34 protein-coding genes and 2 pseudogenes are annotated in these 25,305 nt (G+C 56.7%); 32 read left to right on the top strand and 4 right to left on the bottom strand.

The window, feature by feature from the left end; all coding sequences use genetic code 11:
• The first annotated feature begins 8 nt into the window (after positions 1-8).
• From FY156_09260 to FY156_09195, 14 genes are all read left to right on the top strand, one after another.
• Positions 9-1,127: a S49 family peptidase gene (locus tag FY156_09260; protein UXS01642.1), complete on the top strand. Its 1,119-nt coding sequence runs from the start codon at positions 9-11 to the stop codon at positions 1,125-1,127.
• Between the two features lie 13 nt (positions 1,128-1,140).
• The gene (locus tag FY156_09255; protein UXS01641.1) at positions 1,141-2,349 is read left to right on the top strand and encodes a phage major capsid protein; all 1,209 of its coding nucleotides are present in this window, start codon (positions 1,141-1,143) and stop codon (positions 2,347-2,349) included.
• Between the two features lie 48 nt (positions 2,350-2,397).
• The gene (locus FY156_09250) at positions 2,398-2,658 is read left to right on the top strand and encodes a hypothetical protein (GenBank protein UXS01640.1); all 261 of its coding nucleotides are present in this window, start codon (positions 2,398-2,400) and stop codon (positions 2,656-2,658) included.
• Positions 2,636-2,977 carry a hypothetical protein gene (locus tag FY156_09245; protein ID UXS01639.1) on the top strand — a complete coding sequence of 114 codons (342 nt, stop codon included), beginning with the start codon at positions 2,636-2,638 and terminating at the stop codon, positions 2,975-2,977. Before FY156_09250 ends, FY156_09245 begins: the two co-directional genes overlap by 23 nt.
• 1 nt (position 2,978) lies before the next feature.
• A complete protein-coding gene (locus FY156_09240; protein ID UXS01638.1) occupies positions 2,979-3,326 on the top strand; it encodes a phage gp6-like head-tail connector protein in 348 nt (115 codons plus the stop codon).
• Between the two features lie 128 nt (positions 3,327-3,454).
• Positions 3,455-3,811, top strand: a complete 357-nt coding sequence (locus FY156_09235; protein UXS01637.1) for a head-tail adaptor protein — start codon at positions 3,455-3,457, stop codon at positions 3,809-3,811.
• Complete coding sequence (locus tag FY156_09230; protein UXS01636.1) at positions 3,808-4,266, top strand: HK97 gp10 family phage protein; 459 nt, start codon at positions 3,808-3,810, stop codon at positions 4,264-4,266. Before FY156_09235 ends, FY156_09230 begins: the two co-directional genes overlap by 4 nt.
• Positions 4,259-4,657 carry a DUF3168 domain-containing protein gene (locus FY156_09225; protein UXS01635.1) on the top strand — a complete coding sequence of 133 codons (399 nt, stop codon included), beginning with the start codon at positions 4,259-4,261 and terminating at the stop codon, positions 4,655-4,657. Before FY156_09230 ends, FY156_09225 begins: the two co-directional genes overlap by 8 nt.
• A 49-nt stretch (positions 4,658-4,706) precedes the next feature.
• Positions 4,707-5,156 carry a hypothetical protein gene (locus tag FY156_09220; GenBank protein ID UXS01634.1) on the top strand — a complete coding sequence of 150 codons (450 nt, stop codon included), beginning with the start codon at positions 4,707-4,709 and terminating at the stop codon, positions 5,154-5,156.
• The gene (locus FY156_09215; protein UXS01633.1) at positions 5,156-5,536 is read left to right on the top strand and encodes a gene transfer agent family protein; all 381 of its coding nucleotides are present in this window, start codon (positions 5,156-5,158) and stop codon (positions 5,534-5,536) included. The genes FY156_09220 and FY156_09215 overlap by 1 nt, the downstream gene beginning before the upstream one ends.
• A 32-nt stretch (positions 5,537-5,568) precedes the next feature.
• Positions 5,569-5,715, top strand: coding sequence for a hypothetical protein (locus FY156_09210; GenBank protein ID UXR99980.1), 147 nt, complete (start codon positions 5,569-5,571; stop codon positions 5,713-5,715).
• 96 nt (positions 5,716-5,811) lie between these two features.
• Entirely contained in the window at positions 5,812-6,360 is a 549-nt protein-coding gene (locus FY156_09205) for a Rha family transcriptional regulator (protein ID UXS01632.1), read from the top strand.
• A gap of 479 nt (positions 6,361-6,839) precedes the next feature.
• Positions 6,840-7,916, top strand: a complete 1,077-nt coding sequence (locus FY156_09200; protein UXS03098.1) for a hypothetical protein — start codon at positions 6,840-6,842, stop codon at positions 7,914-7,916.
• A gap of 308 nt (positions 7,917-8,224) precedes the next feature.
• A complete protein-coding gene (locus FY156_09195) occupies positions 8,225-10,639 on the top strand; it encodes a tape measure protein (GenBank protein ID UXS01631.1) in 2,415 nt (804 codons plus the stop codon).
• Here FY156_09195 and FY156_09190 read toward each other — a convergent pair whose 3' ends face one another.
• Positions 10,640-10,819 (bottom strand): hypothetical protein, encoded by a 180-nt coding sequence (locus tag FY156_09190; GenBank protein ID UXS01630.1) that lies wholly within the window; start codon positions 10,817-10,819, stop codon positions 10,640-10,642.
• Positions 10,820-10,880: 61 nt separating this feature from the next.
• Between FY156_09190 and FY156_09185 the strand changes: the two genes are divergently transcribed.
• From FY156_09185 to FY156_09105, 17 genes and pseudogenes are all read left to right on the top strand, one after another.
• Positions 10,881-11,444 (top strand): hypothetical protein, encoded by a 564-nt coding sequence (locus FY156_09185; protein UXS01629.1) that lies wholly within the window; start codon positions 10,881-10,883, stop codon positions 11,442-11,444.
• Positions 11,444-12,088 carry a hypothetical protein gene (locus tag FY156_09180; GenBank protein UXS01628.1) on the top strand — a complete coding sequence of 215 codons (645 nt, stop codon included), beginning with the start codon at positions 11,444-11,446 and terminating at the stop codon, positions 12,086-12,088. Before FY156_09185 ends, FY156_09180 begins: the two co-directional genes overlap by 1 nt.
• Positions 12,089-12,096: 8 nt before the next feature.
• On the top strand, positions 12,097-12,762 hold the full coding sequence (locus FY156_09175) for a hypothetical protein (GenBank protein ID UXS01627.1): 666 nt from the start codon (positions 12,097-12,099) through the stop codon (positions 12,760-12,762).
• Complete coding sequence (locus FY156_09170) at positions 12,762-13,190, top strand: GNAT family N-acetyltransferase (GenBank protein ID UXS01626.1); 429 nt, start codon at positions 12,762-12,764, stop codon at positions 13,188-13,190. Before FY156_09175 ends, FY156_09170 begins: the two co-directional genes overlap by 1 nt.
• Before the next feature lie 42 nt (positions 13,191-13,232).
• Positions 13,233-16,088, top strand: coding sequence for a DUF1983 domain-containing protein (locus FY156_09165; protein ID UXS01625.1), 2,856 nt, complete (start codon positions 13,233-13,235; stop codon positions 16,086-16,088).
• 16 nt (positions 16,089-16,104) lie between these two features.
• Positions 16,105-16,311 (top strand): hypothetical protein, encoded by a 207-nt coding sequence (locus tag FY156_09160; GenBank protein UXS01624.1) that lies wholly within the window; start codon positions 16,105-16,107, stop codon positions 16,309-16,311.
• Positions 16,311-17,291, top strand: a pseudogene (locus FY156_09155) (hypothetical protein). Before FY156_09160 ends, FY156_09155 begins: the two are co-directional and overlap by 1 nt.
• 717 nt (positions 17,292-18,008) lie before the next feature.
• Positions 18,009-18,278, top strand: a pseudogene (locus tag FY156_09150) (hypothetical protein).
• A 19-nt stretch (positions 18,279-18,297) separates the two neighbouring features.
• Positions 18,298-18,513, top strand: coding sequence for a hypothetical protein (locus FY156_09145; protein ID UXS01623.1), 216 nt, complete (start codon positions 18,298-18,300; stop codon positions 18,511-18,513).
• On the top strand, positions 18,500-19,156 hold the full coding sequence (locus FY156_09140; GenBank protein UXS01622.1) for a lysozyme: 657 nt from the start codon (positions 18,500-18,502) through the stop codon (positions 19,154-19,156). Before FY156_09145 ends, FY156_09140 begins: the two co-directional genes overlap by 14 nt.
• On the top strand, positions 19,153-19,521 hold the full coding sequence (locus tag FY156_09135; protein UXS01621.1) for a hypothetical protein: 369 nt from the start codon (positions 19,153-19,155) through the stop codon (positions 19,519-19,521). Before FY156_09140 ends, FY156_09135 begins: the two co-directional genes overlap by 4 nt.
• Positions 19,442-19,765 (top strand): dehydrogenase, encoded by a 324-nt coding sequence (locus FY156_09130; GenBank protein ID UXS01620.1) that lies wholly within the window; start codon positions 19,442-19,444, stop codon positions 19,763-19,765. Before FY156_09135 ends, FY156_09130 begins: the two co-directional genes overlap by 80 nt.
• Positions 19,762-20,106, top strand: a complete 345-nt coding sequence (locus tag FY156_09125; protein ID UXS01619.1) for a hypothetical protein — start codon at positions 19,762-19,764, stop codon at positions 20,104-20,106. Before FY156_09130 ends, FY156_09125 begins: the two co-directional genes overlap by 4 nt.
• 30 nt (positions 20,107-20,136) lie before the next feature.
• Positions 20,137-20,457 (top strand): hypothetical protein, encoded by a 321-nt coding sequence (locus FY156_09120; protein ID UXS01618.1) that lies wholly within the window; start codon positions 20,137-20,139, stop codon positions 20,455-20,457.
• The gene (locus FY156_09115; GenBank protein ID UXS01617.1) at positions 20,457-21,812 is read left to right on the top strand and encodes a hypothetical protein; all 1,356 of its coding nucleotides are present in this window, start codon (positions 20,457-20,459) and stop codon (positions 21,810-21,812) included. Before FY156_09120 ends, FY156_09115 begins: the two co-directional genes overlap by 1 nt.
• A complete protein-coding gene (locus tag FY156_09110) occupies positions 21,812-22,096 on the top strand; it encodes a hypothetical protein (protein UXS01616.1) in 285 nt (94 codons plus the stop codon). The genes FY156_09115 and FY156_09110 overlap by 1 nt, the downstream gene beginning before the upstream one ends.
• A complete protein-coding gene (locus FY156_09105) occupies positions 22,096-22,488 on the top strand; it encodes a hypothetical protein (GenBank protein ID UXS01615.1) in 393 nt (130 codons plus the stop codon). The genes FY156_09110 and FY156_09105 overlap by 1 nt, the downstream gene beginning before the upstream one ends.
• A 50-nt stretch (positions 22,489-22,538) precedes the next feature.
• On the opposite strand, the gene FY156_09100 is transcribed toward FY156_09105, so the two are convergent.
• The 3 genes from FY156_09100 to FY156_09090 form a co-directional block, all read right to left on the bottom strand.
• The gene (locus tag FY156_09100; protein UXS01614.1) at positions 22,539-23,189 is read right to left on the bottom strand and encodes a hypothetical protein; all 651 of its coding nucleotides are present in this window, start codon (positions 23,187-23,189) and stop codon (positions 22,539-22,541) included.
• Positions 23,190-23,383: 194 nt separating this feature from the next.
• The gene (locus tag FY156_09095) at positions 23,384-23,599 is read right to left on the bottom strand and encodes a hypothetical protein (GenBank protein UXS01613.1); all 216 of its coding nucleotides are present in this window, start codon (positions 23,597-23,599) and stop codon (positions 23,384-23,386) included.
• Positions 23,600-24,046: 447 nt separating this feature from the next.
• Entirely contained in the window at positions 24,047-24,214 is a 168-nt protein-coding gene (locus FY156_09090) for a hypothetical protein (protein ID UXS01612.1), read from the bottom strand.
• Positions 24,215-24,383: 169 nt separating this feature from the next.
• Here FY156_09090 and FY156_09085 point away from each other — a divergent pair, with 169 nt between their 5' ends.
• On the top strand, positions 24,384-25,052 hold the full coding sequence (locus FY156_09085; GenBank protein ID UXS01611.1) for a trypsin-like peptidase domain-containing protein: 669 nt from the start codon (positions 24,384-24,386) through the stop codon (positions 25,050-25,052).
• Positions 25,053-25,305: the final 253 nt, after the last annotated feature.

Raw genomic sequence — 25,305 nt, 5'->3', positions numbered from 1 at the left:
GGAAAATCATGAAGTTTGAACACCTGATTTCGGCCTTTCTGGCCGAACCTTGGGCTATTCAGCGCGAAAAACTGGGCGTTTTGGCTGATGTTTTGGTGGCGCGTGCCGAAGGTGAGAAGCTGTTTTCGTCGGAGTTCGCGGCATCGATCGACGATGCGCGCGCCAAGGAAATTGCTGAAACCAGCGGTAGCGTCGCCGTAATCCCCGTTTATGGGGTTCTGGCCGATAAAATGGACCTGTTTTCCGCGATGAGCGGAGGCACTTCCTATGCCGGTATCAAGAAAGCGCTGCACAAAGCTCTTTCGAACGAGGATATCAAGGCTGTCGTGCTCGACATCGATAGCCCCGGTGGCACGGTGCCAGGCACAGACGAGCTCGCGACCGAAATTCGCAAGCTGCGCGGCGGTGAAAAACCGATTATTGCGCAGGTCAACAGCCTTGCCGCAAGCGCTGCTTACTGGATAGCAGCATCGACAGACGAAATTGTCGTGACGCCATCCGGCCGCGCGGGTTCGATCGGCGTTTACACCGCCCATGATGACCTGTCCGCAGCTCTTGAGCAGCGTGGCATCAAACGCACCTACATTTCAGCCGGCAAGCACAAGGTCGAAGGCAACGAGACCGAACCGCTCGGCAAGGAAGCGCTGGCGCATGTGCAGGACGGTGTGAACCGCTCGTACAACCGCTTCGTTGCGTCCGTCGCCGAAGGGCGAGGCGTTACCGTCAGCAAAGTCGAAGACAATTATGGCCAAGGCCGAGTTTTCTACGCCGAATCGCTGATGGACCGAGGTATGGTCGACCGCATTGCTACACTTGACGAGACTTTGGCCCGCTACGGGGCGCAGACACAACCAGAGCCGGTAAGGCGCATCAAGGCCAGCAACGCCGCAAAGGCCGAGGCCGCTAACGTGCTGGTCGCAAAAATGACTGCCGGCGAGCAAATCACAAAACGCGAGTTCGAAAACGGCATCAGGGGACTGATGGGGTTGTCGGGCTCTGAGGCAGAGCGGGCCGCTCGGCTCTACCTCAAGGATGGTCAGGGGGCTCCTGACGTCGATGCGGATGCTGCTGCTTTGGCAGCCATTGACCGGCTTCTTGCCGAAGCAAAATCACCTCTAATTCGATAAAAGGAGGCCACTTATGGCTGACAATCAACTTGCCGATAAGATCGGCGAGCTCGGTACTTCGCTTGCGTCCATCAAGGAGCAGGTACAGAATCTCGGTTCCGACCTCACTGAAAAGGTTCGCGCAGGCGCAGACGTCTCCGCTGAGCTGAAGGAAAAGACCGACAAGGCACTGTCCGAACTGGGCGACGTTACGACCCGCCTTGGCGATCTGGAAAAGCGTGCTGCGCGTGAAAACGAGATCGGCGAAAACGAACAGAAGTCGCTCGGCGACCTCGTGATCGAATCCGCTGACTACAAGGCCGGCATGTTGACGGGCGCGTCTCGCGGCTCGATCAAAGTCAAGGCAGACCGCGCCGCAATTACCTCTGCCAACACCACTGTCGGTGCTGGTCGCTCTCAGGGCACCTCTCTGGTTCCTGGCGCACGCGTTCCCGGCATCTTCGGCCTGCCTGAGCGCCAGCTGACGATCCGTGACCTCGTTCTGCCTGGTCAGACCTCTTCGAGCTCGATCGAGTACGTCAAGGAGACGGGCTACACGAACAATGCTGCGCCGGTCGCTGAAACGACTGCCAAGCCTTATTCGGATCTGACGTTCGACATGACGTCCGCTCCGGTTCGCACGATCGCGCACCTCTTCAAGGCCTCTCGTCAGATCCTGGACGACGCACCTGCGCTTCGCTCCTATATCGACGGCCGCGCTCGTTACGGTCTGCGCTTTGCCGAAGAAAATCAGCTCCTGAATGGCTCTGGCACCGGTCAGAACATCCACGGCTTGGTTCCGCAGGCAACCGCATTCAACCCGGCATTCACCGCTGCTGACGAAACTGGTATCGACCGCCTTCGCCTCGCAGTTCTGCAGGTGGTTCTTGCTGAGTACCCAGCGACTGCATTCGTTCTGAACCCGATCGACTGGGCGAAGATTGAGCTGACCAAGGACGCTGGCGGCAACTACATCATCGGCAATCCGCAGGGCTCGCTCACTCCGACGCTCTGGAATCTGCCGGTCGTGTCGACCCAGGCTATGGCGGCAGGTGAGTTCCTCACTGGCGCGTTCAGCTTCGCGGCTCAGATTTTCGACCGCATGGATATCGAGGTTCTGCTTTCCAGCGAGAACGTCGATGACTTCGAGAAGAACATGTTCACCATCCGCGCTGAAGAGCGCCTGGCGTTCGCAGTCTATCGCCCTGAGTCCTTCGTGACCGGCGACGTCGAAGGCGCCTAATTGATCTGAGGGGAGCTTCGGCTCCCCTTTCTTTGAGAGGAAGTGAATATGACTGATTTTCTGGAAGTGAAGGCCAAGCGCACATTTGCGGTAGGCAAAGAACTGAAGACCAAAAAGAGCGATCCATTCAAGGCCGAGGCTGGCGAGGCAAGACAGCTCGCTGCGCAGGGCCTGGTGGACATTGTTGGTGAGGCAAAGGTCGTCGTTGAAGACGACGTCGCGGATGATGCCGCTGACAAGCCGGTAATTTCCTCCACTCGCTCGACGAAAAAGAAGGATAAACCTGATGCTGACAACGAGGGATCGTAAGCGCAGGGTCGCGTCCTATATCGGCGCCGGTATCGTTAACGGTATCGGCTCGCCTGCTAATTCTGTGGCACCAGCCATTACAGGCACAGCCCGCGTAGGCCAGACGCTCACATCGACGACCGGCACATGGTCTGGTTCGCCAACATACGCACGACAGTGGTTCGCCGCTGGCGTTGCCATTTCTGGTGCAACCGGAGCAACGTACGTTCCTGTCGTTGGAGACATAGGCAAGGTTATCACGGTTCGCGTGACGGCTTCGAACGACAAGGGCAGTGTGTCAGTTACCAGCGCGGCGACTGCTGCAGTCGTGGCGGCGTGATATGGCGATCGTCGATCTCGAAACGGTCAAGCGCCACTTGAGAGTCTTTCATAGCGATGAAGACATTGAGATCGGCCTTTACCGTGATGCTGCAGAAAGCATCATCGCAGAACACCTCGATAGAGAGGTTGTGCCGGCAGACGAGACGCCATCGGCAGACGATGGAATTGCGGCTAGCCCTGCCATCGTATCGGCAATCCTGCTTGTAACAGGCGACCTGTACGAGGTTCGTGAGCCTGACCCAGAATCCAAGGGCGATGCTGTGTTACCGCGCGCCGTGCGGATGCTTTTGGCACCATGGCGCGTGTGGCGCACATTGGACGGTGAAGATGTGGCTACGATTCCATAAGCCCTTCGACTGGAAGCCGCACGGCGGCGTCACCATCGCCTATCAGGCCGGTCTCTACAACGTCACTCGCAAGTGCGCTGCGGCTGCAATAGCGGCCAAAACTGGCGAGCCAACAAAGGATCGACCCCATGCCAAAACGCAAAAGGGCGGGCGCAGGCTCGCTGAGTGAGCGCATCGGCTTTGAGGCCGAGGTTGAGGGCGATGATGGGTATGGTGGGGTGATTATCGGCTTCGCGGAGCAATTCGTCGAGCCAGCTCGCCTTGAGCCGCGTGTTGGGTCTGAGCCTGTAATTGCTTCGCGTTTACAGGGAATCCAGCCTTTCACCATGACCATCCGCAGCAACGAACGCACGCGTACCATCACGCCAGCGTGGCGGGCGCGTAACAAGCGTACCGGTGCAACCTACGCCATCAAGTCTGCGGTCAACATCGATGAGCGAAACCAGTGGATTGAGTTGCTTGTGGTAGAGGGGGAGGCGGGGTGAAAGTTCTCGGCCTTGAAAAGCTAAACCGCAAGCTGAAAAAGCTTCCTGCTGCGGCTGAAAAACGCATCAAGGAAGCGATGGAAGTTGGCGCCAACGAGATCGTGGCGCTGATGAAGTCACTGGTGGCGGTAGATAGCGGCGAGCTTCGTGATTCAATCGGATGGACCTGGGGCGACGCTCCAAAATTCAGCCAGAAGATCGCGACGGTGAAATCTGCCGACGGCAAGCTGGTTATCACAATCTATGCCGGCAACAGCAAGGTGCGTTACGCTCACTTGGTCGAGTTTTCGACAAGAGCTCACCAGAATGCGGGCCAGTTCGCTGGAACGCAGCATCCTGGCACGTCCGCACAGCCATTCTTTTTCGTCTCGTATCGCGCTCTACGCCGACGCACCAAGTCTCGCATTACGCGCGCTATAACAAAATCAGCGAAAGAGGTGGCAGCGAATGGCTGACCCGGTTCTTGAGTTGCAGGGTGCTATTATCGCGCGCCTGAGGGCCGACGCCGCCGTAACAGCGCTAGTCAGCAATCGAGTTGCGGACATTCCGCAGTCCACGTGGGCCAAGCCATATATCTGCATCGGGCCGTCTAACTACGTCGCTGAATTGATCGACTGTGTTGATGGCGGCGAGATCATGATTCAGATCGACTGCTGGTCTGATGCGCCGGTTCTTTCGCAAGTACGGCAGGTGTCTGACGCTGTACGTCGTGCGCTGCGTGGCTGGGAACCGTCGCTTGCGACAAACGCGCTCGTTTCGTTTGAACCATGGCGAACCGACATCGTGACCGACGGCGCGCTCAAGCAGGCATCGCTTCGCTACACCGCGATCGTCGAAGAGCCGTAAGGGACGGTCCAATAGGGCCGCATTCACCACACATTTCTAGGAGGCCTTTATGGCTCAAGCAACCACCATCAAGGGGGGTAAGGTTCGCGTGCTTATCGGCACGGACGCCGACCCAATCGTTTACTCTTCGCCCTGCGGCTTCACGCAACGATCTATCACATTGAATAAGGGCCTCGAGGAGGTCAATATTCCAGACTGTGCCGACCCGGATAAGGTCGATTGGGTCGGTCGCGATGCAACATCTCTTTCCATGTCGGTGTCCGGCGAGGGCGTACTTGCCTCAGAGAGCGTTGACGCTTGGGTCGAAGGCTTCGAGAGCATCGACAGCATTCCGGTCAAGGTCGAATGGGAGTTCCCCGCAAAGACGATTACCTGGACCGGCCGCATGCACATCGAGAGCATGGAAGTCGGCGCCAACAACGGCCAGCGCGCGACCAACAACGTCTCTCTCCAGAGTGACGGCGAGATGGTTCGCGTAACCACGCCGGTCACGCCCTAATGCGGGATGCTCGTATCGAATTGACCATCTGGGACGGAGACTACGAATTCCGTCTCGGGTGGGGAGAGATCGCACAGCTTCAGGAAAAATGCGATGCGGGCCCGCTCGTCGTATTGCATCGTCTTGAACACAAGTTGTGGCGATCGGAAGATATTGAAGCCACTCTCCGACTTGGGCTTATTGGCGCTGGCCGCAAGCCCGAAGAGGCGACGAAGCTTATCAAAGAACACGTCAAAACAAGGCCAGTGGGCGAGTATGCCTTGGCGGCACATGCAGTTCTGACGGTTGCGGTGTACGGCGCTCCGGATGAGCCTGTGGGGGAGGGCGACGCAGCAAGTCAAATCGAACACAGCTTGACGACCTCCCTAACGGTAAGCTGAGATTTGCTGCGATCTACGGCACAGGGGCGGTAATGGGATTCACCCCTCAGCAAGTCAATGAAATGTCGATGTGGCAGTTCATGGCAGCGGTCGACGGTTACGTCGAGGCAAACACGGCTGACGATGGATCTCTTACGACCAAGGAAATCGATGAGCTTTGGGACTGGGTGCAGGGCTGATTATTTCCTCAGTGAAGTTGTCGTTTCCGAGTGGAATTCTTATTTATAGGAGCGTCGGCTAACCGGCCGTCGCAACACCACTCAAGAGGAGACTGCATGACTGAGGAAATCAGACTGCCCATCCTGTCCGTAAAGGATGGAAATGTCGTTGCAAACAGCCGCGATGTCGCGGATTATTTTGAGAAGGCGCATAGGCGCGTGCTACAGGATATCAGAGAGCTTGAATGTAGCGTAGATTTCCATGAGCACAATTTCGTGCCGTTTAAAATCAATGACTTAACTGGCGTGTCCACATCTCACTATGAGATGACAAAGGACGGGTTCACCTTCCTTGCCATGGGTTTCACCGGTTCAAAGGCGGCTCGTTTCAAGGAAGCCTACATCGCGCAGTTCAATGCGATGGAAGCGGAGCTTAGGGAGCGAGACGAAGAGCCGCAGATCGTGCCGTATACGCCAGAGACAGAGGCTCGTCTTCTGGTTGGCCAGGCGCAAAGGACGTTCGGCCCGAAAGCGGCGCAGCAGCTTTGGGGGCACTTGGGATTGCCGGTCGTTCCAGCAATGCTGATGCCGGAAAGTCAGTCGCAGATGACTTTCACATTCGGAGCGACGATTACCGCGAACCAAAACTTGCCCCGCGCAGCATGACAGAGACTACCCCTCTTCGGAGGGGTTTTCTGTATCATGCTAGGAAACTTGCTTTCGAAAGCAAGCTTCTTGGCAGTTTCTAGAAACCCTTGATAGGTCGAAACTGAACGTCAACGGCGACATCATGAATGTCCTCAAAGGGTATCGTTGTACCGTCTGCGTGTGCGTCTCGAACCCTTTCAAATAGTTCGTCTCCAGCCAGCCCTGTGCTTATTAGCTGACGGATTGCCTCACCGCGTGACCGAATTCGCTTAGAGAAAGACCAGTCATCGATAGCCTTCAACTCTGAGGGCGTTAACATGACGGCAATTCGTTGGTCTTTGAGCTCTTTTTCCATGGTCATATTGTATGTCAAGTTGACCAACATTTCAAGTTGATTGACATTGCCTACGTGTGATGGCAACTTGTGCAAGTGTAAATGTTGCACAAGTTGCGGTGAGGCTGTTTGCACCAGCACTCACCGCCAGCCCTAAACACGGATGGACACCATGGCGAGAGCTATCAACAGCATAACCAATTTTATCTTCGAGGAGAACAGCATTCGCGCTGACGTCGACGGCGACACGCCGTGGTTCGTGGCCAAAGATATTGCCGCGGCGCTTGGTATTGAATGGCGCGGAAGCGCCACCCTTGCCCGCATAAAGGCAGCATGGAAAGGGGTACGGAAGTTTCGTACCCCTGGTGGAAATCAAGAACTTACGGTCATAAATGAGCCTGCAGTTTACAAGTTTGTTTTCAGGTCGAACAAGGAAGAGGCGGATCGTTTTACGGACTGGCTGGCTGGAGAGGTTCTTCCTTCTATTCGCAAGACCGGCTCGTACAATCAGGAAAAACCCGTCCACGTCCGCGAACATGATCGCCGGACGAGCACCAAGATCGACGATGCACTCAAGCTGAAAACAAATATCGACAGGCTCGAATCGGTAGTCGCAAGCATCCAGCCAGCCACCCAGCCAAATTTCTGCGCGATGGTCATCGACGGCGAACATGTCTTCGTAGACATCAACCGCTTTGATGGACATGGCCGCGCCGTTGTTATCCAGCATGATGGCAAGATGCGAATTCAGAACGTGGAACCGGATGCGCATAACCTGCGCACATTCGGAGCGCGGTCAGCACTCGGCGAACGATACAAGTCCCCGCACGGCGGAGTGATGCGCAACAGCGTCGCAATCGTCGGTATGATCATGGAGCCGCACATAGATGAGAAGCGACAGGGCTACGTCAATGATGTGACCGACAAGTTGCGCGAGCAGATCACGACGCTGTTAAACGCTGGGCCGTTCACTGACATACAGGTTGCCAAGAGGCTTTGCTGCAATCCGAAATTTGTGAATGAGGTCCGCAAGGTCCAAAGCCGCAAGCCCCAGGACATGCTGACTGCGAGGGTGATCGAGCATGAGCCGCAATATCGCGGTCGGCGCACGATATTCAAAGATGAGATACTGCGGTTGATAGACGAGGGCGTTTCAAATCGCGATATCGCCAAGCAGACAGGCGCCACCTACCAGACAGTGACGCATTGGCGAAGATGGAGCGAGGATAGGGCTCAGTAACGCCAAACTCGCACCCCACCGCTAAAAAATCGACTTCATGGCCGCTGTCTTTTTAACTGCTCATTTATACAGTCGGCCGTGAATTTTCCAGGACTCCTGACAGAACACTCGTCATCGGGTGAATCTCTCGTCGTCTTGTCAAAACATTCTAGTCTTTTTTTGTCGTTCGGAATCGATCGGCAATCCGACGTCTCTTGTGCGCTAGCTAAGCTAGCCATCAAAAACGCGGCGGCTAAACTCGCCGCGAAAAACAAGGTTTTCATAAGAAGCCTCCCGTTGTGACCTCACCTCAGTAAGGCATTTCCAAAATGGCACAAGACTTAGAGCGTCTTGTTGTTCAGCTGTCGGCTGACATCAAGAAGTACGAAAATGCCATGGCTAAGGCGATGGGAACTACCCAGAAGCGCGCGAATGAAATCGAACGTCGGTTTCTTTCGATGAATGCTAAGGTGGAGAAATCCTTCGCAGGGATGGGCAATCGCATATCGTCTTCCCTTGATGTGGCGCTAAAGTCGACTGTAGCTTTGGCTGGCACAGCGCTCAGCGTTCAGGAAATCTCGCAATATGCCGACGCCTGGACGGAGGCGGGGAATAAAATTAACGCCGCAGCGACGTCTGCTGGTGTGCAGGCTAGGTCGCTCAATGAACTCAAGGACGGAGCGAACGAAGCCCGCACCGCATTTGGCGACTATGTTGACCTGTATGCGCGACTGATACGGTCTGCATCTGGGGTGGCAAAGTCCGAGCAGGAAATCGCAACGGCAACCTCCATTGTGTCTAAAGCCTTCAAGGCTGGTGGCGCATCTGCGCAAGAACAGGCGGCTGGCATTTTGCAGTTGGGTCAGGCTCTTGGTTCCGGTGTTCTACAGGGCGACGAACTTCGCTCTCTCCGCGAGAATGCACCGATACTGGCGCAGGCTATCGCAAACGAATTCAAGACTACCATCGCGGGCCTCAAGCAACTCGGCGCCGAAGGAAAATTGACGTCTGATCGCGTTTTCGCGGCGATTATCAATGCTCAAAAGCCGATCGAGGCTCAGTTTAAGGCAACTAACTCGACCATCCGAGACGCTGTAACACGCATTAATAACGAGTTCACCGCGTACATCGGAAATGCCGATGCATCTGCTGGTGCCACCGGCAAACTTGTCGAGGCACTGAATTATCTCGCAGACAACTTCAAAGAGGTTGGTGATGTCGTGCTGCAATTTATCACGATCATCACTGGCGCACTGGTTGGTCGCGCACTTGTGGGCGTGGTCGCAGGGCTTGGAAGTGCGGTGGCGGCTCTGGGAGCTTTCATTACTGCAGTTCGAACGGGGGCGCTTGTGGCTGGCGGACTTGCCGCCGCGCTCGGCCCCATCGGCTTGATCGCTGGTGGTGCAGCGGCCGCGATGTACCTCTTGGTAGATGGCGCTAACGCGACAGATACGGCCATCACGAACGCCAACTCTGCGATTGCGAGTAACGCTACAGCTTTAGACCAAGCGAAATCATCATCTCGTGGCTATACATCGGCGTTGCGCGATCAAATCCAAATGCAATACACGGCCGCACGCGCTGCATTTGAGTTAGCGTATGCGGACTCTCTGGCGGCACGAGCACGCGCCGACAACTTCAGGGCAATGACTAAGGCTCTTACCGGATACGAGCTGAGTTTCGACCCGTTTGACTATGCAGCACGAACGTCCGACGCCAATGCTACAGCAATCGGCAAAGCCGCTCTAAAGATCGGGGAACAACTAAAACTGGTTAACGACCAGATGGATGAGCAACCCTCTGGTTTCGGTAATGGCATCGGCACCGCTCCCGCCGAAAAGTCCAAGGTTCCCAAAAAGACCGCGGACGACCGCTTCCGCGAGGACATTCAGGCTATTAAGGACAGAACTGCCGCCCTAATCCAAGAGCAGGCTACGGTCAGCCTTTCCTACCAGGAGCAAGAAAAGCGTCGTCTGTCTCTCGATCTTGAGCAGCGCGCACTGGCTGACCTTCGAGAGGAGGCCAGAAAGAAAGGCCAGACAGACCTAGAGAGCATTCAGCTATCAGGCCAGCAGAAGAAAACGATCGATGAAGTTTCCGCGGCCTACGCAAAACAGGCTGATGCCCTCAGGCAGGTCGAAGAAGCCCAAGAACGCGCCGAAAGTTCAGCACAGGAGTTCTATGACGCCGCGAGAACTGGCTTCGCAGATGTGATTACTGGAGCTCAGAGCTTGAGTGATGCTCTATCTGGGTTGTTGAGCAAGCTGGCTGATCTCGTTTTGAATAGCGCGTTTGATTCACTTATGGGTGGCTCAAAAGCTACGAGCAGCGGAGGCTGGCTGACCAAGCTGTTTTCTGGGTTCGCAGACGGCGGATACACCGGCGACGGTGGCAAGTACCAGCCAGCCGGCGTCGTCCACAAAGGCGAATACGTCTTCGACAAGGCTGCGGTAAAAGCTGCAGGCGGTCCTGCCGCACTGGAAGCAATGCGCCGCAATCTAAAAGGCTACGCCAACGGCGGCGCAGTAGGCGTAGCTGTGCCTAGCGTGCCAAGCTTGCGGTCGATGTCCGCACAAACGGCTGGTGTCGTGGTGCACTTCAATCCTGTCGTCGACAACCGCGGTGCATCCGTCGAGGCTGTTGTCAGGCAGGAAAAGGCGCTCGCAAAAATTCAGGCCGAACTTCCTTACAGAGTGGAGGAGGCGGTGCGCTCGGCGAATAAGCGAAACGTGAAGTTGAGGTAATTAGCCCTGCTTCCAGTCGTAGGTATTGTTGATCCATTCAACTGCTTCCTCAAGCGTCTTGAAAGTAGCGTGTCTGCCGCTGAAGCCTTGGGGATTATGAGCGACATCGAGCTTCCAGCCGTTCTCCTCGAGCTTCAGGCGGACAGTTGATCCGACCTCGATAGTTCCTTTGTCGCTCATGAAATCCTCCAGCAATGAATGGTTGCGCTGAACAAAAGCACATCCAATGATAGGAGTCCACATGACTAAAGTCGTGCACAGCAGCTATTACAACGACAATGAGATCGCAGTCGGATGCAGTGTCAATGAGGACGGAGATGCTCTCGTCGCGGTCAACGGCAAGGCTATCGGCACAGTCGACGGTTTGCTGGAATTTATCAGCAAGTACCAAGGCCAGCAAAAGGCGAAAGTCAACGTCAGGTGGGCGGCGATAGGCGGATGTCTCGGGCCTCGGGGGTACAAAGTGTCTGCGGCCGTCGATGACGGTCGATATCGCCGAGCATCACTGCTTATGGATGTTCCAGCCGACCCTGCGCCGTCCCGCATCATAATGCAGGCGGACGAACTCTACGCTGGAGGCGTGAAGGTCAAGACCTTGGATGAACTTTCCAATCACCTCGCCAACGTCGACATCAAAGACGCCCACATAGGCCCGCTCTCGGCTGGCGCTACCAACATCGAAGGCAGCAAAGACGATCGGATCGCCAGGTTGCAGCGTGAGCTTGATGATCTGAAATCCTCCATGCCGAGACGTATTGAGGAAGCCATCAAGTCGGCCACGGTAAGAAACGTCAGGCGCTACTGATGACAATTACATACCCACTCCCAACCGCGTTTTTCGATGAGTTCCCCGGTTGGTCTACCGAGTTCAACCTGCTCTGGCGACAAGAACAGTCGCGCACGGCTGGCGGCCAGACGGTCGTGAAGGACATGGGATCGCCGCTCTGGCAGATGACGGCGCAATCGCGATCGATGAAGCCTAATGAACTGGACTACTGGCGTGCGCGTCTCACGAGCTTGGAAAATGGGCTCAAGACGTTTCGCGCATTCCCCAAATCGCGTTGCTTCCCGGTTGCCTATCCGAACGGCAGTTGGCCCACCGGCGGCGCATTCAGCGGCGTGGGGCAGGTGGCCACGATTGCGAGTAACCGCAAGGCAATATCGCTATCGGGCCTGCCCGCTGGCTACAAGGTCACGGTCGGCGATTACATCCAGATCGGCGACAAAGACCTGCATATGGTGATGGAGCCTATGACGGCCAGCGCAGGCGGCGTGACAACGCAGTTTGAGGTCCGTCCGCATCTGTGGCCGGGCGTTACGGCACCTGTCGCCGCTACGCTGGTGAAACCATCCTGCATCATGGCAATCGTGCCTAGTTCGATCTCAACGACTGCCGACATGGCTACTGGTCGCGGCACTGTCACGTTTCAGGCGATTGAAGCCCGTTAAGGGGTATCATGAGAAACATCTCAGCAGAAAACCTCGCTGCGCTTGAGGCGCGGCAACTGGTGGCGCGCGACTTCCTCTGGTTCGTTGCGCGCGATCGGGCAACTGGTGCGCCGGTCACCGATGGCATGTGGTCGGATGTCGGAAACGTTTCTGCGGCCATCGTGCATCCGGATACAGGCTTGCCGGTCACGCGTGATTGGTACGGTACCGGGACATTGGTGCAGATCGATGACATTCCGCTCATTGCAAACCTATCTGTCAGGAACGTAAACATTCGTCTGTCACAGTTAAGTGAGCACGTTCAGACACTTGTTCGCTTCTACGACTGCAAGCAGGCCCGCGTCGAGATATATCGTGGCTTGTTCGATCCGGACAGCCGCCAGATGGTCGCGCCGGCCGAGTGCCGTTTCGTGGGCTTCGTCGACACCATAAAAATTACAACACCCGGCGAGAACCAAGAGGGCAGCGTGGAGCTGGTTTGCGCCAGCCACACTCAGGAAATGACACGCGCCAATCCCGCAACGCGCAGCCACGCAACGCAGATCCTCCGGCAGGCCGGGGACGCCTTCTACACGGACGCCGACACGTCGTCTGAGTGGGAATTTTTCTGGGGCTCGGAGAAGGGCAAGGTCGCGACGCAGCCTAAGCGGAAAAAGTTTTTAGGAATCTTCTGATGGACATCCGCTTTGCCGACGCCACCGATCGCGATCGCGTGGTGGTGCTGCTTCGTGAAAGTCACGAGGCCGCAGGCTTCTCCTTTCCGTTTCTGGCCGCATACGCCGATCGATTGTTTCAGCAGCATCTGGCGTCTGACAAGGCTTGCGTTCTAGTGGCGGGCAAGCCAGCGCAGGGAGTGCTGATGGCGACGGCTCTTGATCACCCATTTGGCGCTGGTCGGATTGCCATGGAAACGGTCTGGTACGTGACGCCTCAAGCTCGTGGACGCGGCGCCATCAAGATGCTGGATGCCTACGAGGAATGGGCGAAGTCAGCCGGATGCGTGTCTGCCTGGATGGCGTCTCTCGCCGCCAATGACGTTTCCAGCCTCTACGGACGGCGCGGCTACAGCGCTGTCGAAACTCACTTCATGAAGTCTCTCTAGCGGCTGACGCGCGCGAATAGCGCAGCATCCCAAGGAAAATCGATGGCTCTTTTCACGTCCGCGGGCATTGCTGCGGCGCTTGGTACCACCGCTGGGCTTTTCACAGCGGTGGCCGCAGCCGTGCTCAATATCACAGTTGGAGTGGGCGTAAGCCTCCTAGCCAAGTCTCTCGCAGGAGAACCCAAAGACCCAACGTTCTCAATCAACGGCACGTTGCAAGGCGGCGGCGATATCTCGCGGTCGTTCATCTTCGGACAGACAGCGACCGCAGGCTCTCTCGTATTCGTTAATACATGGGGTCAGGACGGCGATACGCCGAACGCCTATTTGACGCAGGTTATTGCCCTATCGGACATGCCCATTCGTGGCCTCGTTGAGGTCTGGGTGAACGGCGAGCGCGTGACGCTCGGCGCATCGTCGGATCGTGGCCGAGCTGTCAACGAATACGCTGATAGCCTTTGGGTCAAGTTCTATGACGGCACGCAGACAACGGCCGACAGCTTCCTGTTTACGTCGGTCTCTAACGGCAACAGATGGTGGAATCCCGATCGCATCGGCAGGGGCGTTGCATACGCCATTGTCACTGCTCGCGTGTCCAAGAATATGTTCTCCGGCGTGCCGTCCTTCAAGTTCGTGCTTGATGGCATGCGCCTCTACGACCCATCGCGCGACAGCACTGTCGGCGGGGTAGGTGGCCATAGGTATGCCGATCCTGCGACGTGGGGCGGTGACGGCGACTTCCTGCCAGCAGTTCAGATCTACAACCTGCTGCGCGGCATCTACTACAATGGTCAGTGGGTCTATGGACTGCAGAACCTTTCGTCCGCTCGCGTGCCTCCTGCCGCGTGGATCACTCAGATTGAGAAACATCGTGCTGGCATTCAGGAATCCACAGGATGGGTGAATACCTATCGAAGCGGCGGTGAGATCCAGGTCGAGGCTCCGCTGACATCTGCCGTCGAGGCACTGTTAACAGCGTGCCAAGGCAAGATTTCCGAAGTCGGCGGTGTGTACTACCTGCACTCAGGGGCGCCAGACGCTCCCGTTATCGCATTTACCGACGACGACATCCTTTCTACCGAAGAGCAGGAATTCACGCCGTTCCTTGGGCTGGCGGATACCATCAACGGGGTGTCGGCGAATTATCCTTCGCCTGTTGATGGATGGGTCGCAAAGACCGCACCGCCGCTGTACAGGACCGACCTTGAGGCACTCGACGGCAACCGCCGCTTAATGGCCGATGTCGACCTGAATTTTGTTCCATATGCGGAGCAGGTTCAGCGACTGATGAGGTCTGCCCTTGAGGAGGCGCGGCGGTTCCGCAGGCACACGATTGTGCTGCCTCCTCGCTTCTGGGCCTACGCGACGCCTGGCACGGTGTTCTCTTGGACATCGGAGCGTAATGGCTACGTCGCCAAACTGATGCGCATCGACGGTGTGGCGGATCGCGCCAACCTCGACGTGATGATCGACATCACCGAGGTTGATCCTGCCGACTACGACTGGGATACGGATGCTGATTTCCAGCCACCGGTAGACGGTCAGTTGGGCGTCATTCGTCCAACGCCACAGGCGATTGTAGATTGGTTCGCTGAGCCAGCGACGATTAAGGATGCGGCTGGCGATGACCGTCGGCCAGCTATCAGGCTGACATGGGACAACACAGACGGACGCCTCGACGATGTCATCGGCATTGAGTACGAGATCCGCCTTCAAGCCTCGTTAGAAAAGGTAACAGAGGGCCGCACCGACCAGCCGCAGGTTGGCTCGATGCTGATCTCTCAGAGCCTTCTGCCTAACCAAAGCTACGTCGTTCGCGGGCGCTACATCCCCGGCGGAGACAGGCCGGTGCTCTGGTCAGGGTTTATCCCAGTCATCACGCCGAACGTACTGCTCTCCGACAAGGATGTTTTTGTCGACGTCGACATTGAGGGCATCGAAGATGCTCTTGGTTGGCTGCGGAACAGTACCAGGACCGCGCAGGATGCCATCGACGGCCTAATCGCTGCACAGATGGAAATGGCCACCGTTGCCTACAAAGACACCAGAAATCTCGCGAGAGAGCTGTCTGTCGAGTTGGGCGAGGCGAGGGCCGAGTATCGCGAAGAGATCCAGCTTGCCGTCAGCGAAACGATGGCAGTTGCGGGCAAAGTCGAAACTCTGACGGCGGCCCTCGGCGGCAGTTCGGCGTTCGTCAATGTTGCTTGGGCTGCTGTTGCGGCTCCAACTGGATACGCGGCACGATACGGCATCACGGCTGCGGTAGACGATGGAGCCTACCGAGCGGCTTCATTGCTTCTAGATGTTCCGGCAAACCCGGCATCGCCAACACGCGTGATTGTGCAGGCAGGCCAGTTCGTTGTCGCCAGCGATGACGGCTCGACGATCAAGCAGCCGTTCACTGTCACCGGTGGCGTGCTGTACGCCAACGACATCAGGGCTAACAGCCTGTCGGCGTTCTCGTCGGTATTGGGCAATGTCGACATTTCGAATGCCTACATTGGTACGCTGACTGTTGGCACGTCGAACATCGATCCTGGGGCTGTCAGTGTTGCCGTTTCTGCCGCTTCTGGAACTCTGGTGGTGAATCACGGCTTAGGTGCTCCAAACATCCTCGTGGTTTGGAAAACAAGGGGAACCATGTCCACGACGGTCAACCCTCCCGGCTTAGCGACCGCAGCCATGACCATCTCGGAAAGTGGCAACGTTATCGACACTATGCACAGCTCATCTGTTCAGAGTGGAGCAACGGCTTACGTGACCTCCTCTGTGAACTTTGTCCCGCCGTCTGGCAGGACGCAGACCACCTTCACGATTGGCAGCGGGTCTGGGCCTTCGGGAAACCTTCAAAGCGGAAGCCTCGTTTCGCAGATAACAGCGCTCGTCTTCAAGCGCTGACGACAAGGAATCAAAAATGACATCCGGAAACACAATGCGGGTCGACCCTATGGTCGCCCTGCAAGAGGCGAGTGTGCGCGAAGAATTCCTCAAGCAGCGCACGCTTGTTCTGGCGCAGCAGCTGGAACTCACCAAACAGCAGCACCAAGCCTTGCTCGAAAAAGTCGATGGCCTTGAAGCCGACTTGCGCCTCGCGCGCGGCTCGGTTGAAGGAGAAGGATAATGGCTGGAACAACCTGGTACGGTCACGGCACTGCGACTGTCGCTGTCGGCTCTCGCACGGTCACTGGTGAGGACGCAGGCTGGCTGACGGAAGTTGCTGGCCTGACCCCGATCAAAGTCGGCGACAAGTTTGGCATTCACGTAGGTCGCCCGATCGTCATCGAGCAGATCATTAGCGATACGGAGCTCTTGCTTGCCGATGATTGGCCCGGTCCTGCCCAGACGGACGCGCCTTACAAGGTCGAGCTTACGTCGCCAACGATTGCCGCTGTTGAAGCGATGCGCCGACTGCTGGCTTCGTTGTCGAATGGCAATCTGGACAGCCTGTCTGAGATCACCGTTGGCACGGATGACATACCGATTGGCGTTGGCCCCGGCGTGTTTGGGACCATCAACAAGGCGGCCCTTGTGCAGGGCGTCGAGTATGATGCGTGGGTGGCGAATCTCGCAGGCAGGGCGGCATACAACGGTGCTGCTACTGGTTTCTCCGTTCTGGTCATCGATATTGGAGACGGCCGATCTGCGCTCTACTTCAAGAACTCGGCGACGTCGGGTGACTGGAGTGCGCCGTCCTATGTAACCGGCCCTGTTGGTCCCGCAGGCGTCAATCAGCGCGGCAACTACAGCGCAGGCACGGCCTACGCGATACGCGATATCGTGCAATACGGTGGTTCAACGTGGATCGCCAAGGTCGCAACGACCGGCAATGCGCCGCCAACGCTTCCGACTACCGAAAACACGCAGTGGCTTCTATTTGCGCGCTCCGGCACGGCTGGCGTCGTAGATCGCGGCACCTACAGTGGCGCGACGGCCTATGAGGCGAATGACATCGTTCTTGATAATGGCTCGACTTGGCTTGCGCTGCAGTCGACCACGGGTAACGCGCCGCCCACCTTGCCGACGGAGAATAACGCCTACTGGCGCCTTTTGGCTCGCAAAGGCACGGATGGAACAGGTACAGGCGATGTTGTTGGGCCATCCAGCGCGGTCGACAATTTCCCTGTGGCGTTCGACACGACCACTGGAAAGCTCATCAAGGCTATCACGGGCGCGATTGCCGCGCTGCATGCCCTGACACCTGCTGCTGATCGCTTGCCATACTTCAACGGCGCTTCGTCGGCTTCGTTGGCCACGCTGACAGCGTTTGCCCGCACCGTTCTGGACGACGCGAATGGTGCGGCGATGTTCGATACAATGGGCGCAACGCGTGTACTGTCGGCGAATGGGCGCGAAAACCTACCTGATGGCTTTCAAGTCAAATGGGGCACTGCTTCGCTGACAACCGCCGATCAACGCGTCAATTTCCCATTGGCCTTCCCAACGGCCTGCGTTGCGGTGGTCATGAACTGCGGGACATACTACCCGGAGCAGGACCGGCTGATTTCTGCCGCAACGTCACAAGTCGGGCCGACAGGCTTCGATATACGCTCTAGGAACCTTCAGTCAGGTTCTGTAAGCGGGCAGAGCGGTGTCATCTATTACTGGATCGCAATAGGATACTGAGCCATGATTTTTGCTGTTTTTAATGAACAGGGTTACCCTATGGGCTTCTACTCCGATGAAGTTCACGGCGACAACATTCCTGAGGGCGCTGTCGAGATATCGGAGAACGAGTGGCAGGACCTGCTCGATAATCCTGGTCGTCGCAAATGGATTGATGGCGCAGTCGTCGCTGTGGAGCCGCCTCAGCCTGTGGCAACCATCACCGACTACGAAAACGCAATCCAGAACCTTGTCGACAGTACAGCGCGCGAGAAGCAGTTCCGCGACGGGGTGACGCTCGCCTCCTACACCGCGTCGACAAGGCCGAAATGGGCGGCTGAGGCTCAGGCCTTCGTAGCTTGGCGCGATAACGTATGGTTCTATGCGTATGGCGAACTCGCCAAGGTGCAGTCTGGCCAGCGCGAACAGCCAACTGTCGAGCAGTTTCTTGCGGAGATTGCTCCCATCGCTTGGCCGGTAGCGTAAACCACAACAAGGAATCCTCATGCTCATCCACAATTGGCGGCAGGTGCTAAAACGCGCCTGGTCCGTCCGCCTAATCGTGCTCGCCGCGGTGCTATCCGGCATCGAGGCGATGCTTCCCTTCATTGCGCTGCCCATCCCTGCAGGCTTGTTCGCCGGCCTAACGCTGTTGGTTACGGCTGCCGCGTTCGTGGCGCGCATTCTTGCGCAGAAGGAGGTCGGTGATGCCGATCAATAAAATCGTCGCCACGAAACGCGGTAAGTCAGCCGTGGCGGCTGCGGTGGCGCTTGCCATTGCGACCGGCTGGGCGACACTGTTTGGTGGCTCAGCGCCGGACACGCCAGCAGAGATTCGCGCGGCCATCGCGCGCGGATATACGCCTCCTGCCGTGCAGCTTGCAATCGACAAGCTCATCAAGCCATGGGAGGGCATTCACCTCGTTGCCTATCGCGACATCGTCGGCGTTCCGACGATCTGTTGGGGTGAGACGGAAGGCGTCAAAATTGGCATGCGCAAGACACTCGCCGAGTGCGATGCGATGCTCAGAAAGCGCGTCATCGAGGATTATTACCTGCCGCTAGTCGACAAGGGGCGCGGTTTCATCAAGGCTCCGGACAGCGTGCAGGCGTCGATGATTTCTGGCGCCTATAACTTCGGTGTCGGCTCCACCAATCCCCGTCGCGGCCAGCTTGGCTCGACGGCAATGTTTATCCACATCCCGAATGGTGAATACCGCAGGGCCTGCGAAGCGCAGACAGCGTGGAACAAGGCAGGTGGTCGCGTTGTGCGTGGTTTGGTGAATCGCCGCGAGATGGGCGACGCACAGCGCGCCGGTGAGGCGGAGGTCTGCGTGTCTGGCCTACAGGGAGGCGCCAAGTGAGCATCTTCCTCAGCAAGCCAGCCATGTATCTCTACGCCGCAATCGCTGCGTCCTTGCTGCTCTGGGGCGTACACAATCGCATCTACAGCAACGGCTACGAGGCGGCAGAACTTGTCTACCAAGCGCGAGAAGCCGCAAGGGCAGCCGAGCTCGCCGAGGCCGACGCCAACGAGCAGCGACGGCAGACTATCGCGAACAACGCAGCAAAGAAGCGCGAAGCCGAGGCACTAGCCGAGATCGCCGCACGCGAACAAGAAATCACTGAATTGCGAAAGGAGCTGCGGCTTGAAGCTCAGCAAGATCCTGATGCTGGCCGTACTGCCCTTGGCTCTGGCAGCGTGCAGCGTATCAACAAAATTCGTTAGCCCGGTCAAGCCGCCTGTCATTGCGGCTCCGGATAGCGCGCTGATGAAGCTGTGCGCACTGCCGGCCAACATCGGCAACGAGCCTCTCACGCAAGAGCAAGTCGAAGACCTCTGGATTCCCGACAGGGTGGCGCTGCTTGATTGCTATCGGCGCCATTTGGCTCTGCGCAACTACATCATTGATCGGGATGACGCGCTTCGCTCTGGTGGACAGGACCCGCAGCAGAAGGAAGGTAAGCCATGAGCGGCCCTGAAATCATGGCCGTCGCGGTGTTCTTTATCACCGTCTTCGGTTTCCTATTCGGCCTCTGGAAGTATGTCGACGCCAAGATCAGCGCGGCGAAGACCGAAGCCGCAGGCGCGGCCGCAGCAGCGCACGCAATGGCGTCGCTTGCTCGAGAAGAGTTGGCGGCGCACAGGCTCCATACTGCTGAAACGTACATCACCAAGGCCGGTATGCGCGAGACCACCGAGCAAATCATGGAAGCCATCAGCGGCGTTAAGAGCGCCGTCGATCAGATGACGCTGCGCGTTGATCGCATCGTCGAGAACCAATCTAAGCCGCGCACGACGCGGGCAAATTAAAGGCCGATAGGCAATCCCAAAGGGGGATTCATGGACATTGAATTCAACGGAGGTGACGAGGTCAGGCAGCCTTTCCGGATCGTTACCAGCGAAGGCGTTGCGGATCTGACGGGGTGCACCGTCTCGCTGAAGCTGTTCTCCAAGCAGGCGATAACACTCCCCGAAGGCGACGATCTGGTGATCGAAAATCGATCTCCTCTAGGCGACCAGGCGCACGGCTATTTTATCCTCAATGAGGAGGCGACATTGGCTCTTCCGCTAGGCCGCATAGCTTATCTGCGCTTCATCGTTGTTAATGCGGATGGGGTGACCGTCAGCACATCCAACACTTATCTCAGGCGGGCGGGTTGATGGCATCTGTCAGTATTGATGGCCGCCGTTCTGTCCTTGATGCCCTCCTTGTTGGGGATGTGAATGGCGCGGGCATCAGACGGCTAATCGATGCTCTGATTATTGGCGCAACTTCAGCCCACGGAGACAGGAGAGCTCTAGACTTCGCGCTGCTTGGCGTACTCGGCGACCCTGTAATCCTCGGAGCACTTAGAGGATTTGCGCAGGGAATGTCTGCGGCGGATGGCACGCTGAGCATAACCCCTATGGATGATATCCTCTTGGGCGGACTGGGTGCATCAAATTCATCTGCGATAGCAGCAATCCTGGCTCAAGCTTCTTTATACGGCGCCGTGGATTCGGGCGTCCTGAGCGAAGCTACGCTGAGTAGAATACTTTCCGCTTCTGGATCCAGCGCAGGAATGTCTTCTGCGTCGGGAGTTCTATCGTCTGGGTTCACTCTTTTCGGGTCAGCATCTTCTGAAACCGACGCGACCGCAATCATTCTGGCGATGCTGGCTTTGTCGGCGACGTCTACAACGGACAACTCCGCCTCTGGCTACTTGAGTACGGTTGCCGGACTGATCGGTGCGGTTTCTAGCCTTACATCTGCGACGGCGACTGTGACGCTAACACCTGGGTCATCGTTTGACACGGATGCACAAGCATACTTGGACGGATATGCGCCAAGCTCATCAGCCGACTTCAAGCAGGCTCTAAACAGTTTTGTTTCGGGCCTAAAAACTGACGGTATTTGGTCAAAGCTCGACTGGCTTATCGTCCCGGCTGACACATCGGCCGGATTTGCGCGCAACGTCAGAAACCTTGCGAAAGCGCTGTCTCTGGCAAACTCTCCCGCCTACACAGCGTACCGAGGCATGAAAGGCGACGGCGTATCAAGCCACGCAAGTCTTCAGGAGGCATTCAATGCATCAGGCAACCTCTTTGCGCTGAACTCGGCAACCATAGGCATCTACGTCAACCAAGAGGCCAGCACGGCGTCTGCTCCGCTCTTCGGATCGAGCCAGTCCACCAGAACTTTCCTAACGCCAAATCCTGCCGGCGCTGGAAGCTTCCGAATGAACGACAGCTCATCTTACAACCTCGGCGCGGCGGAGACACTCGTTGGTCACCGAACGGTGACAAGAACTGGGGCTGCGGCTAGGGCGTACTACCGCAACGGAGTTCTCAGTGTAAGCGATACCGCTGCAGCAAGCGCTGTCGCTACTGGTCCAGCCTACATCCTCAGGAACGCGACGCAGTACGCCGCAGACAGGGCGGCGCTTTTCTACAGTGGATCGTCATTCACGGATAGCGATGCGACGAAAATGCACTCGCGCGTCACAACATTCCTCTCAGCTATTGGAGCAACCTAATGGCAAATCTTTTGCCTTTTCTAGTCATCACCGAGATAGAGGCCGCCCGTCTCAGGGAGGCCACTCAGGGCCAGATTTACACGCTCGACCCAAGAAAGGTGGATCTCGGCAAGTACGCAGGAAAATACGTACTCCCAGAGCGTGTCAAATACGATGAGAACTACCGAGACAATCGAGACGCATTCGCAATCATGGAAACGGTGGCTCTCGATGCTGACGCGATTTTCGCGCCTCCAAGCCCAGAAGAACTGGCGCGCCTTGCAGCACTTGAGAAGGATGAATAATGGCTGGATTTTCTGATTACCTCGAAGCAGCCGTCGCTGCGTGGGTGAATGGCACTGCAATGCCGACTGCGCCAGCAAATCGATATGTGGCTCTTTTCAATGGCGATCCGACGGACCCTGGGTCTGGCGGAGCCGAGGTCACCACTACTATCCGTGTGGCCGGTCGCGTTGTCGGCACGTTTGGAAGGACCGGTGGCGTTCTCACTCTTAACGCTGATGCGGACTTCGGTGCTGCTGCAGCAGCTGCAACTGTTTCTCACTTCGGCGTTTATGATGCGGCTAGTGCAGGCAACTTGCTTATGTACGGACCGCTCACTGGTGGAGCACAGTCAGTCGGCGCAGGCACTAACGTCAAGTTTGCGAATGGTGCTCTCGTTTTGACTGTCGATTAAGCGGTCAATACCTGGGTGGGGGTCTTAATAGCGCACCCGCCCAGTCATTGCTAAAATATGTATGACGGCACGAAATCAGACGGAGTTCTAGATATTCTGTTCGAGTGTTTTGTTGGGTCTTCGGGCAGATTGTATTCTTTTTCGAAATTTTCGATGGTTGCTATCGCTAAGTCTAGGCCGGAGGCTTTATCTGTTAGCAGGTTGTAACAGGAAGACGCGAGAAGTTCAGCCAGCAAAGCAATGTTTTTCATCTCATCCAATTCGATTGGAAAGCAAGTTTTTCTAGGGTCGCTTATTTTTTTCGCGAAACTGCCGCTTTGAAACCTGAGTGAATAATCATTCCAAGTAACCTCATGGTGAGCAACTAGATTCCGAATGCGGAAGACGTAGTTAAGTCGCTTGACGAGTTCACTCAATGACTTTTCCATCTCAGGCTTTCTCTCGGGAACAAGGTCCTCAATCAGGCTGATAATCGGAGTAGTGGATAGTCTGGCCGTAAATATTCTGGCCGTCTCGTCGTCAATTTTAGACAAGTGTCGAACGACGGTGTGAAGATATCCTTCAAGTTTTGCGGTGCTCGCAATGACATGCCCAATGGATGCGGCGTGCCCGTCAGGAAGTGGATAGTTTGTACCGGTGCGGTACGCGTGGTCAGGATTGTCGTACGAATAAGCTAGGAGATCGCGTTCGATGTAAGGCATTTCAGTTCCTACCACGATAAAAATACAATCAAAAGCCGCCCGGTTCCCCGAGGCGGCGTACTTGATGAAACATTGGTCAATATTGAAATAATATAATGCGGTGAGCTGAATACGGTGCTCGTCCCCTGAAACGCTAGCATTCAAATAAAATGCCGCCCGAGGAGTCAAGCAACCCATCGCAACCGAGGGTAATCTTACTCCACAACCCGGAGAACAGGCGGCGCGCCCTTCAATGGAAACGTCTTCAGATCGACCCTAATCATCGGGCCGCGTGGCGTGTGCATAGTCAGCTCGGAGATATCAATATCGAGCCCGACCTCATGTGCCTCGCGTATTGCATCGTTGAAAAGGCGTAGAGCAGAGGCTAGGCGTTGCTCTGCTTGCTTTTGTCTTGTCAGTTGCGATGTCATAGTTGGCCTCCCTCAATTGCCTCCCTCACCCGCCCCCAATATTCCTCACACTTCTGCATCGCCTCTCGGCAGGTAGGGGCGTAGCCAGCGTTCGGCGTTGGTGGCCTACCCCTGAACCCATCTGGGAACCATCCAGCCCAATGCCACTTGCCCTTCGTCGGGCCATGCATCTCTTTCCGAGCTCGCCCTATAGCGTCTTTCCCATCGTACCCCGTCCAGTCGTAATCTGTCGGTGGGTCTCTCTGGTCTATCTGGGTACGCTTCCAGCGATGTTTCGGCTGGTATGTCACTACGGCACGTCTTTGTGTGGATAGTGTTCCCAGCAATGCCAGGTCGATTTCTCGGCCTTGCTTCGGCTGAAACCAAAGCCGCCCCATTGCTTGCAGCTCGGATGCTCGCACCAGTGCTGATCGAGAACACCGTCGCCTGATTTCGTCTTTTGGTCGGTCATGGCGCCTCTATTTGTTGTAATGTCCAGCCATCAGCAGGCGGGCGCACGAAAAACTTGGCGGCAAGGTGGGTGAGTTTTTCACTTGCCTTTGCCGCCGCTTCTTTTTCTGTGGTTGCCTGTACGGTGACGACCGATCTTCCAGCCTGAAAACGGTAAGTATTCATGTTCTTATTATGTTCCGTTTGCGCGCGGTGTCAATTGATTATGGCGCGCAAAGCGCAACCTTGACAAATTTGTAAAAACAGTATAGCTTGATTGTCGGCCTCACCAGCCGCTCGGCAACCAGCCGAAACCACCACATTGGCGCACGGTCGCCAGAAAGAGGGGATAATCATGCTCAGAAGATTCCTGCGTGCCTCGCTGCGGCGTTCGTCGACAGCATTCCTCGTTGTTTTATTCCTCGTGGTCGCCGCGACCTCTGCGGCCGCCTATGCGCTCCTTCCTCCACCGGCATTGCCAGCCACCGAGAGCGCCACTGTCAAAATTTTCCCAGCAAGCGGCCACGGCTCCGGCGTTCATATCGGAGATGGCTTTATCGTCACTGCTGCGCACGTCGTCGGCGATGCGAAGGAAGTCCAGGTGAAAGCCAAGGGCGGTGAGAACCGCAAGGCCGATGTCCTCTGGATCAATAAAGCGTACGACATTGCACTGCTGCGCACGTCGTCGGCGGGGCTTGGCGCCGCAAAGCTGGCCTGCCGCGCTGTGAAGGCGGGCGATCCTATCGTTGCTTACGGCAATCCCCTGAAAATCGAATTCGTTGCTGCCTACGGCAAGATCGCCGGCGATCCCCGCGAAACAGGTCCGTGGAAGTCCGTCTATGTGACAGACATCACGACTGTGATGGGGCAATCAGGTGGGCCGGTGTATTCCGATGGCGGCGACCTCATCGGCATTACCGTCGGCGTTATGGCCGCTCCCGTTGGCTTCTCTGGTTCTCTCGTTGGCTATGGCTTTGTTGTGCCTTCGACTGCGGTTTGTGAGTTGCTGGGGAGGGTGGGGTGAAGAGTTTCCTAGGCCTTCGAATTCACAATGGGGAGCCCGACAATCCCACGAAGATTCGCGCATACACCGGTACTCTCCTTTCTAAGGGGAGTACCACAGAAGGGCGGAACGATTACGCCGACCACGAAATTGCGCGTTGGTATGGGGTTTCTTTCAAGCTGCAATGGTTCCTCGGATTCTGGGTCCTCGGGAAAACCGCTTATCCCAGTGAAAACGGCCCAATTCCATATCGCTAAAAACAAACGGCCGCCCA

Origin of the sequence: Agrobacterium tumefaciens (genome assembly GCA_025559845.1) — a bacterium.
Lineage (GTDB): Bacteria > Pseudomonadota > Alphaproteobacteria > Rhizobiales > Rhizobiaceae > Agrobacterium.
This window is presented reverse-complemented; position numbering and strand designations above follow the sequence as displayed.

Bases quoted from the DNA above. Each gene is read 5' to 3' on its own strand.
- FY156_09260 (UXS01642.1), top strand. From the start codon at position 9: ATGAAGTTTGAACACCTGATTTCGGCCTTTCTGGCCGAACCTTGGGCT.
- FY156_09255 (UXS01641.1), top strand. From the start codon at position 1,141: ATGGCTGACAATCAACTTGCCGATAAGATCGGCGAGCTCGGTACTTCG.
- FY156_09250 (UXS01640.1), top strand. From the start codon at position 2,398: ATGACTGATTTTCTGGAAGTGAAGGCCAAGCGCACATTTGCGGTAGGC.
- FY156_09245 (UXS01639.1), top strand. From the start codon at position 2,636: ATGCTGACAACGAGGGATCGTAAGCGCAGGGTCGCGTCCTATATCGGC.
- FY156_09240 (UXS01638.1), top strand. From the start codon at position 2,979: ATGGCGATCGTCGATCTCGAAACGGTCAAGCGCCACTTGAGAGTCTTT.
- FY156_09235 (UXS01637.1), top strand. From the start codon at position 3,455: ATGCCAAAACGCAAAAGGGCGGGCGCAGGCTCGCTGAGTGAGCGCATC.
- FY156_09225 (UXS01635.1), top strand. From the start codon at position 4,259: ATGGCTGACCCGGTTCTTGAGTTGCAGGGTGCTATTATCGCGCGCCTG.
- FY156_09220 (UXS01634.1), top strand. From the start codon at position 4,707: ATGGCTCAAGCAACCACCATCAAGGGGGGTAAGGTTCGCGTGCTTATC.
- FY156_09215 (UXS01633.1), top strand. From the start codon at position 5,156: ATGCGGGATGCTCGTATCGAATTGACCATCTGGGACGGAGACTACGAA.
- FY156_09210 (UXR99980.1), top strand. From the start codon at position 5,569: ATGGGATTCACCCCTCAGCAAGTCAATGAAATGTCGATGTGGCAGTTC.
- FY156_09205 (UXS01632.1), top strand. From the start codon at position 5,812: ATGACTGAGGAAATCAGACTGCCCATCCTGTCCGTAAAGGATGGAAAT.
- FY156_09200 (UXS03098.1), top strand. From the start codon at position 6,840: ATGGACACCATGGCGAGAGCTATCAACAGCATAACCAATTTTATCTTC.
- FY156_09195 (UXS01631.1), top strand. From the start codon at position 8,225: ATGGCACAAGACTTAGAGCGTCTTGTTGTTCAGCTGTCGGCTGACATC.
- FY156_09190 (UXS01630.1), bottom strand. From the start codon at position 10,819: ATGAGCGACAAAGGAACTATCGAGGTCGGATCAACTGTCCGCCTGAAG.
- FY156_09185 (UXS01629.1), top strand. From the start codon at position 10,881: ATGACTAAAGTCGTGCACAGCAGCTATTACAACGACAATGAGATCGCA.
- FY156_09180 (UXS01628.1), top strand. From the start codon at position 11,444: ATGACAATTACATACCCACTCCCAACCGCGTTTTTCGATGAGTTCCCC.
- FY156_09175 (UXS01627.1), top strand. From the start codon at position 12,097: ATGAGAAACATCTCAGCAGAAAACCTCGCTGCGCTTGAGGCGCGGCAA.
- FY156_09170 (UXS01626.1), top strand. From the start codon at position 12,762: ATGGACATCCGCTTTGCCGACGCCACCGATCGCGATCGCGTGGTGGTG.
- FY156_09165 (UXS01625.1), top strand. From the start codon at position 13,233: ATGGCTCTTTTCACGTCCGCGGGCATTGCTGCGGCGCTTGGTACCACC.
- FY156_09160 (UXS01624.1), top strand. From the start codon at position 16,105: ATGACATCCGGAAACACAATGCGGGTCGACCCTATGGTCGCCCTGCAA.
- FY156_09145 (UXS01623.1), top strand. From the start codon at position 18,298: ATGCTCATCCACAATTGGCGGCAGGTGCTAAAACGCGCCTGGTCCGTC.
- FY156_09140 (UXS01622.1), top strand. From the start codon at position 18,500: ATGCCGATCAATAAAATCGTCGCCACGAAACGCGGTAAGTCAGCCGTG.
- FY156_09125 (UXS01619.1), top strand. From the start codon at position 19,762: ATGAGCGGCCCTGAAATCATGGCCGTCGCGGTGTTCTTTATCACCGTC.
- FY156_09120 (UXS01618.1), top strand. From the start codon at position 20,137: ATGGACATTGAATTCAACGGAGGTGACGAGGTCAGGCAGCCTTTCCGG.
- FY156_09115 (UXS01617.1), top strand. From the start codon at position 20,457: ATGGCATCTGTCAGTATTGATGGCCGCCGTTCTGTCCTTGATGCCCTC.
- FY156_09110 (UXS01616.1), top strand. From the start codon at position 21,812: ATGGCAAATCTTTTGCCTTTTCTAGTCATCACCGAGATAGAGGCCGCC.
- FY156_09105 (UXS01615.1), top strand. From the start codon at position 22,096: ATGGCTGGATTTTCTGATTACCTCGAAGCAGCCGTCGCTGCGTGGGTG.
- FY156_09100 (UXS01614.1), bottom strand. From the start codon at position 23,189: ATGCCTTACATCGAACGCGATCTCCTAGCTTATTCGTACGACAATCCT.
- FY156_09095 (UXS01613.1), bottom strand. From the start codon at position 23,599: ATGACATCGCAACTGACAAGACAAAAGCAAGCAGAGCAACGCCTAGCC.
- FY156_09090 (UXS01612.1), bottom strand. From the start codon at position 24,214: ATGAATACTTACCGTTTTCAGGCTGGAAGATCGGTCGTCACCGTACAG.
- FY156_09085 (UXS01611.1), top strand. From the start codon at position 24,384: ATGCTCAGAAGATTCCTGCGTGCCTCGCTGCGGCGTTCGTCGACAGCA.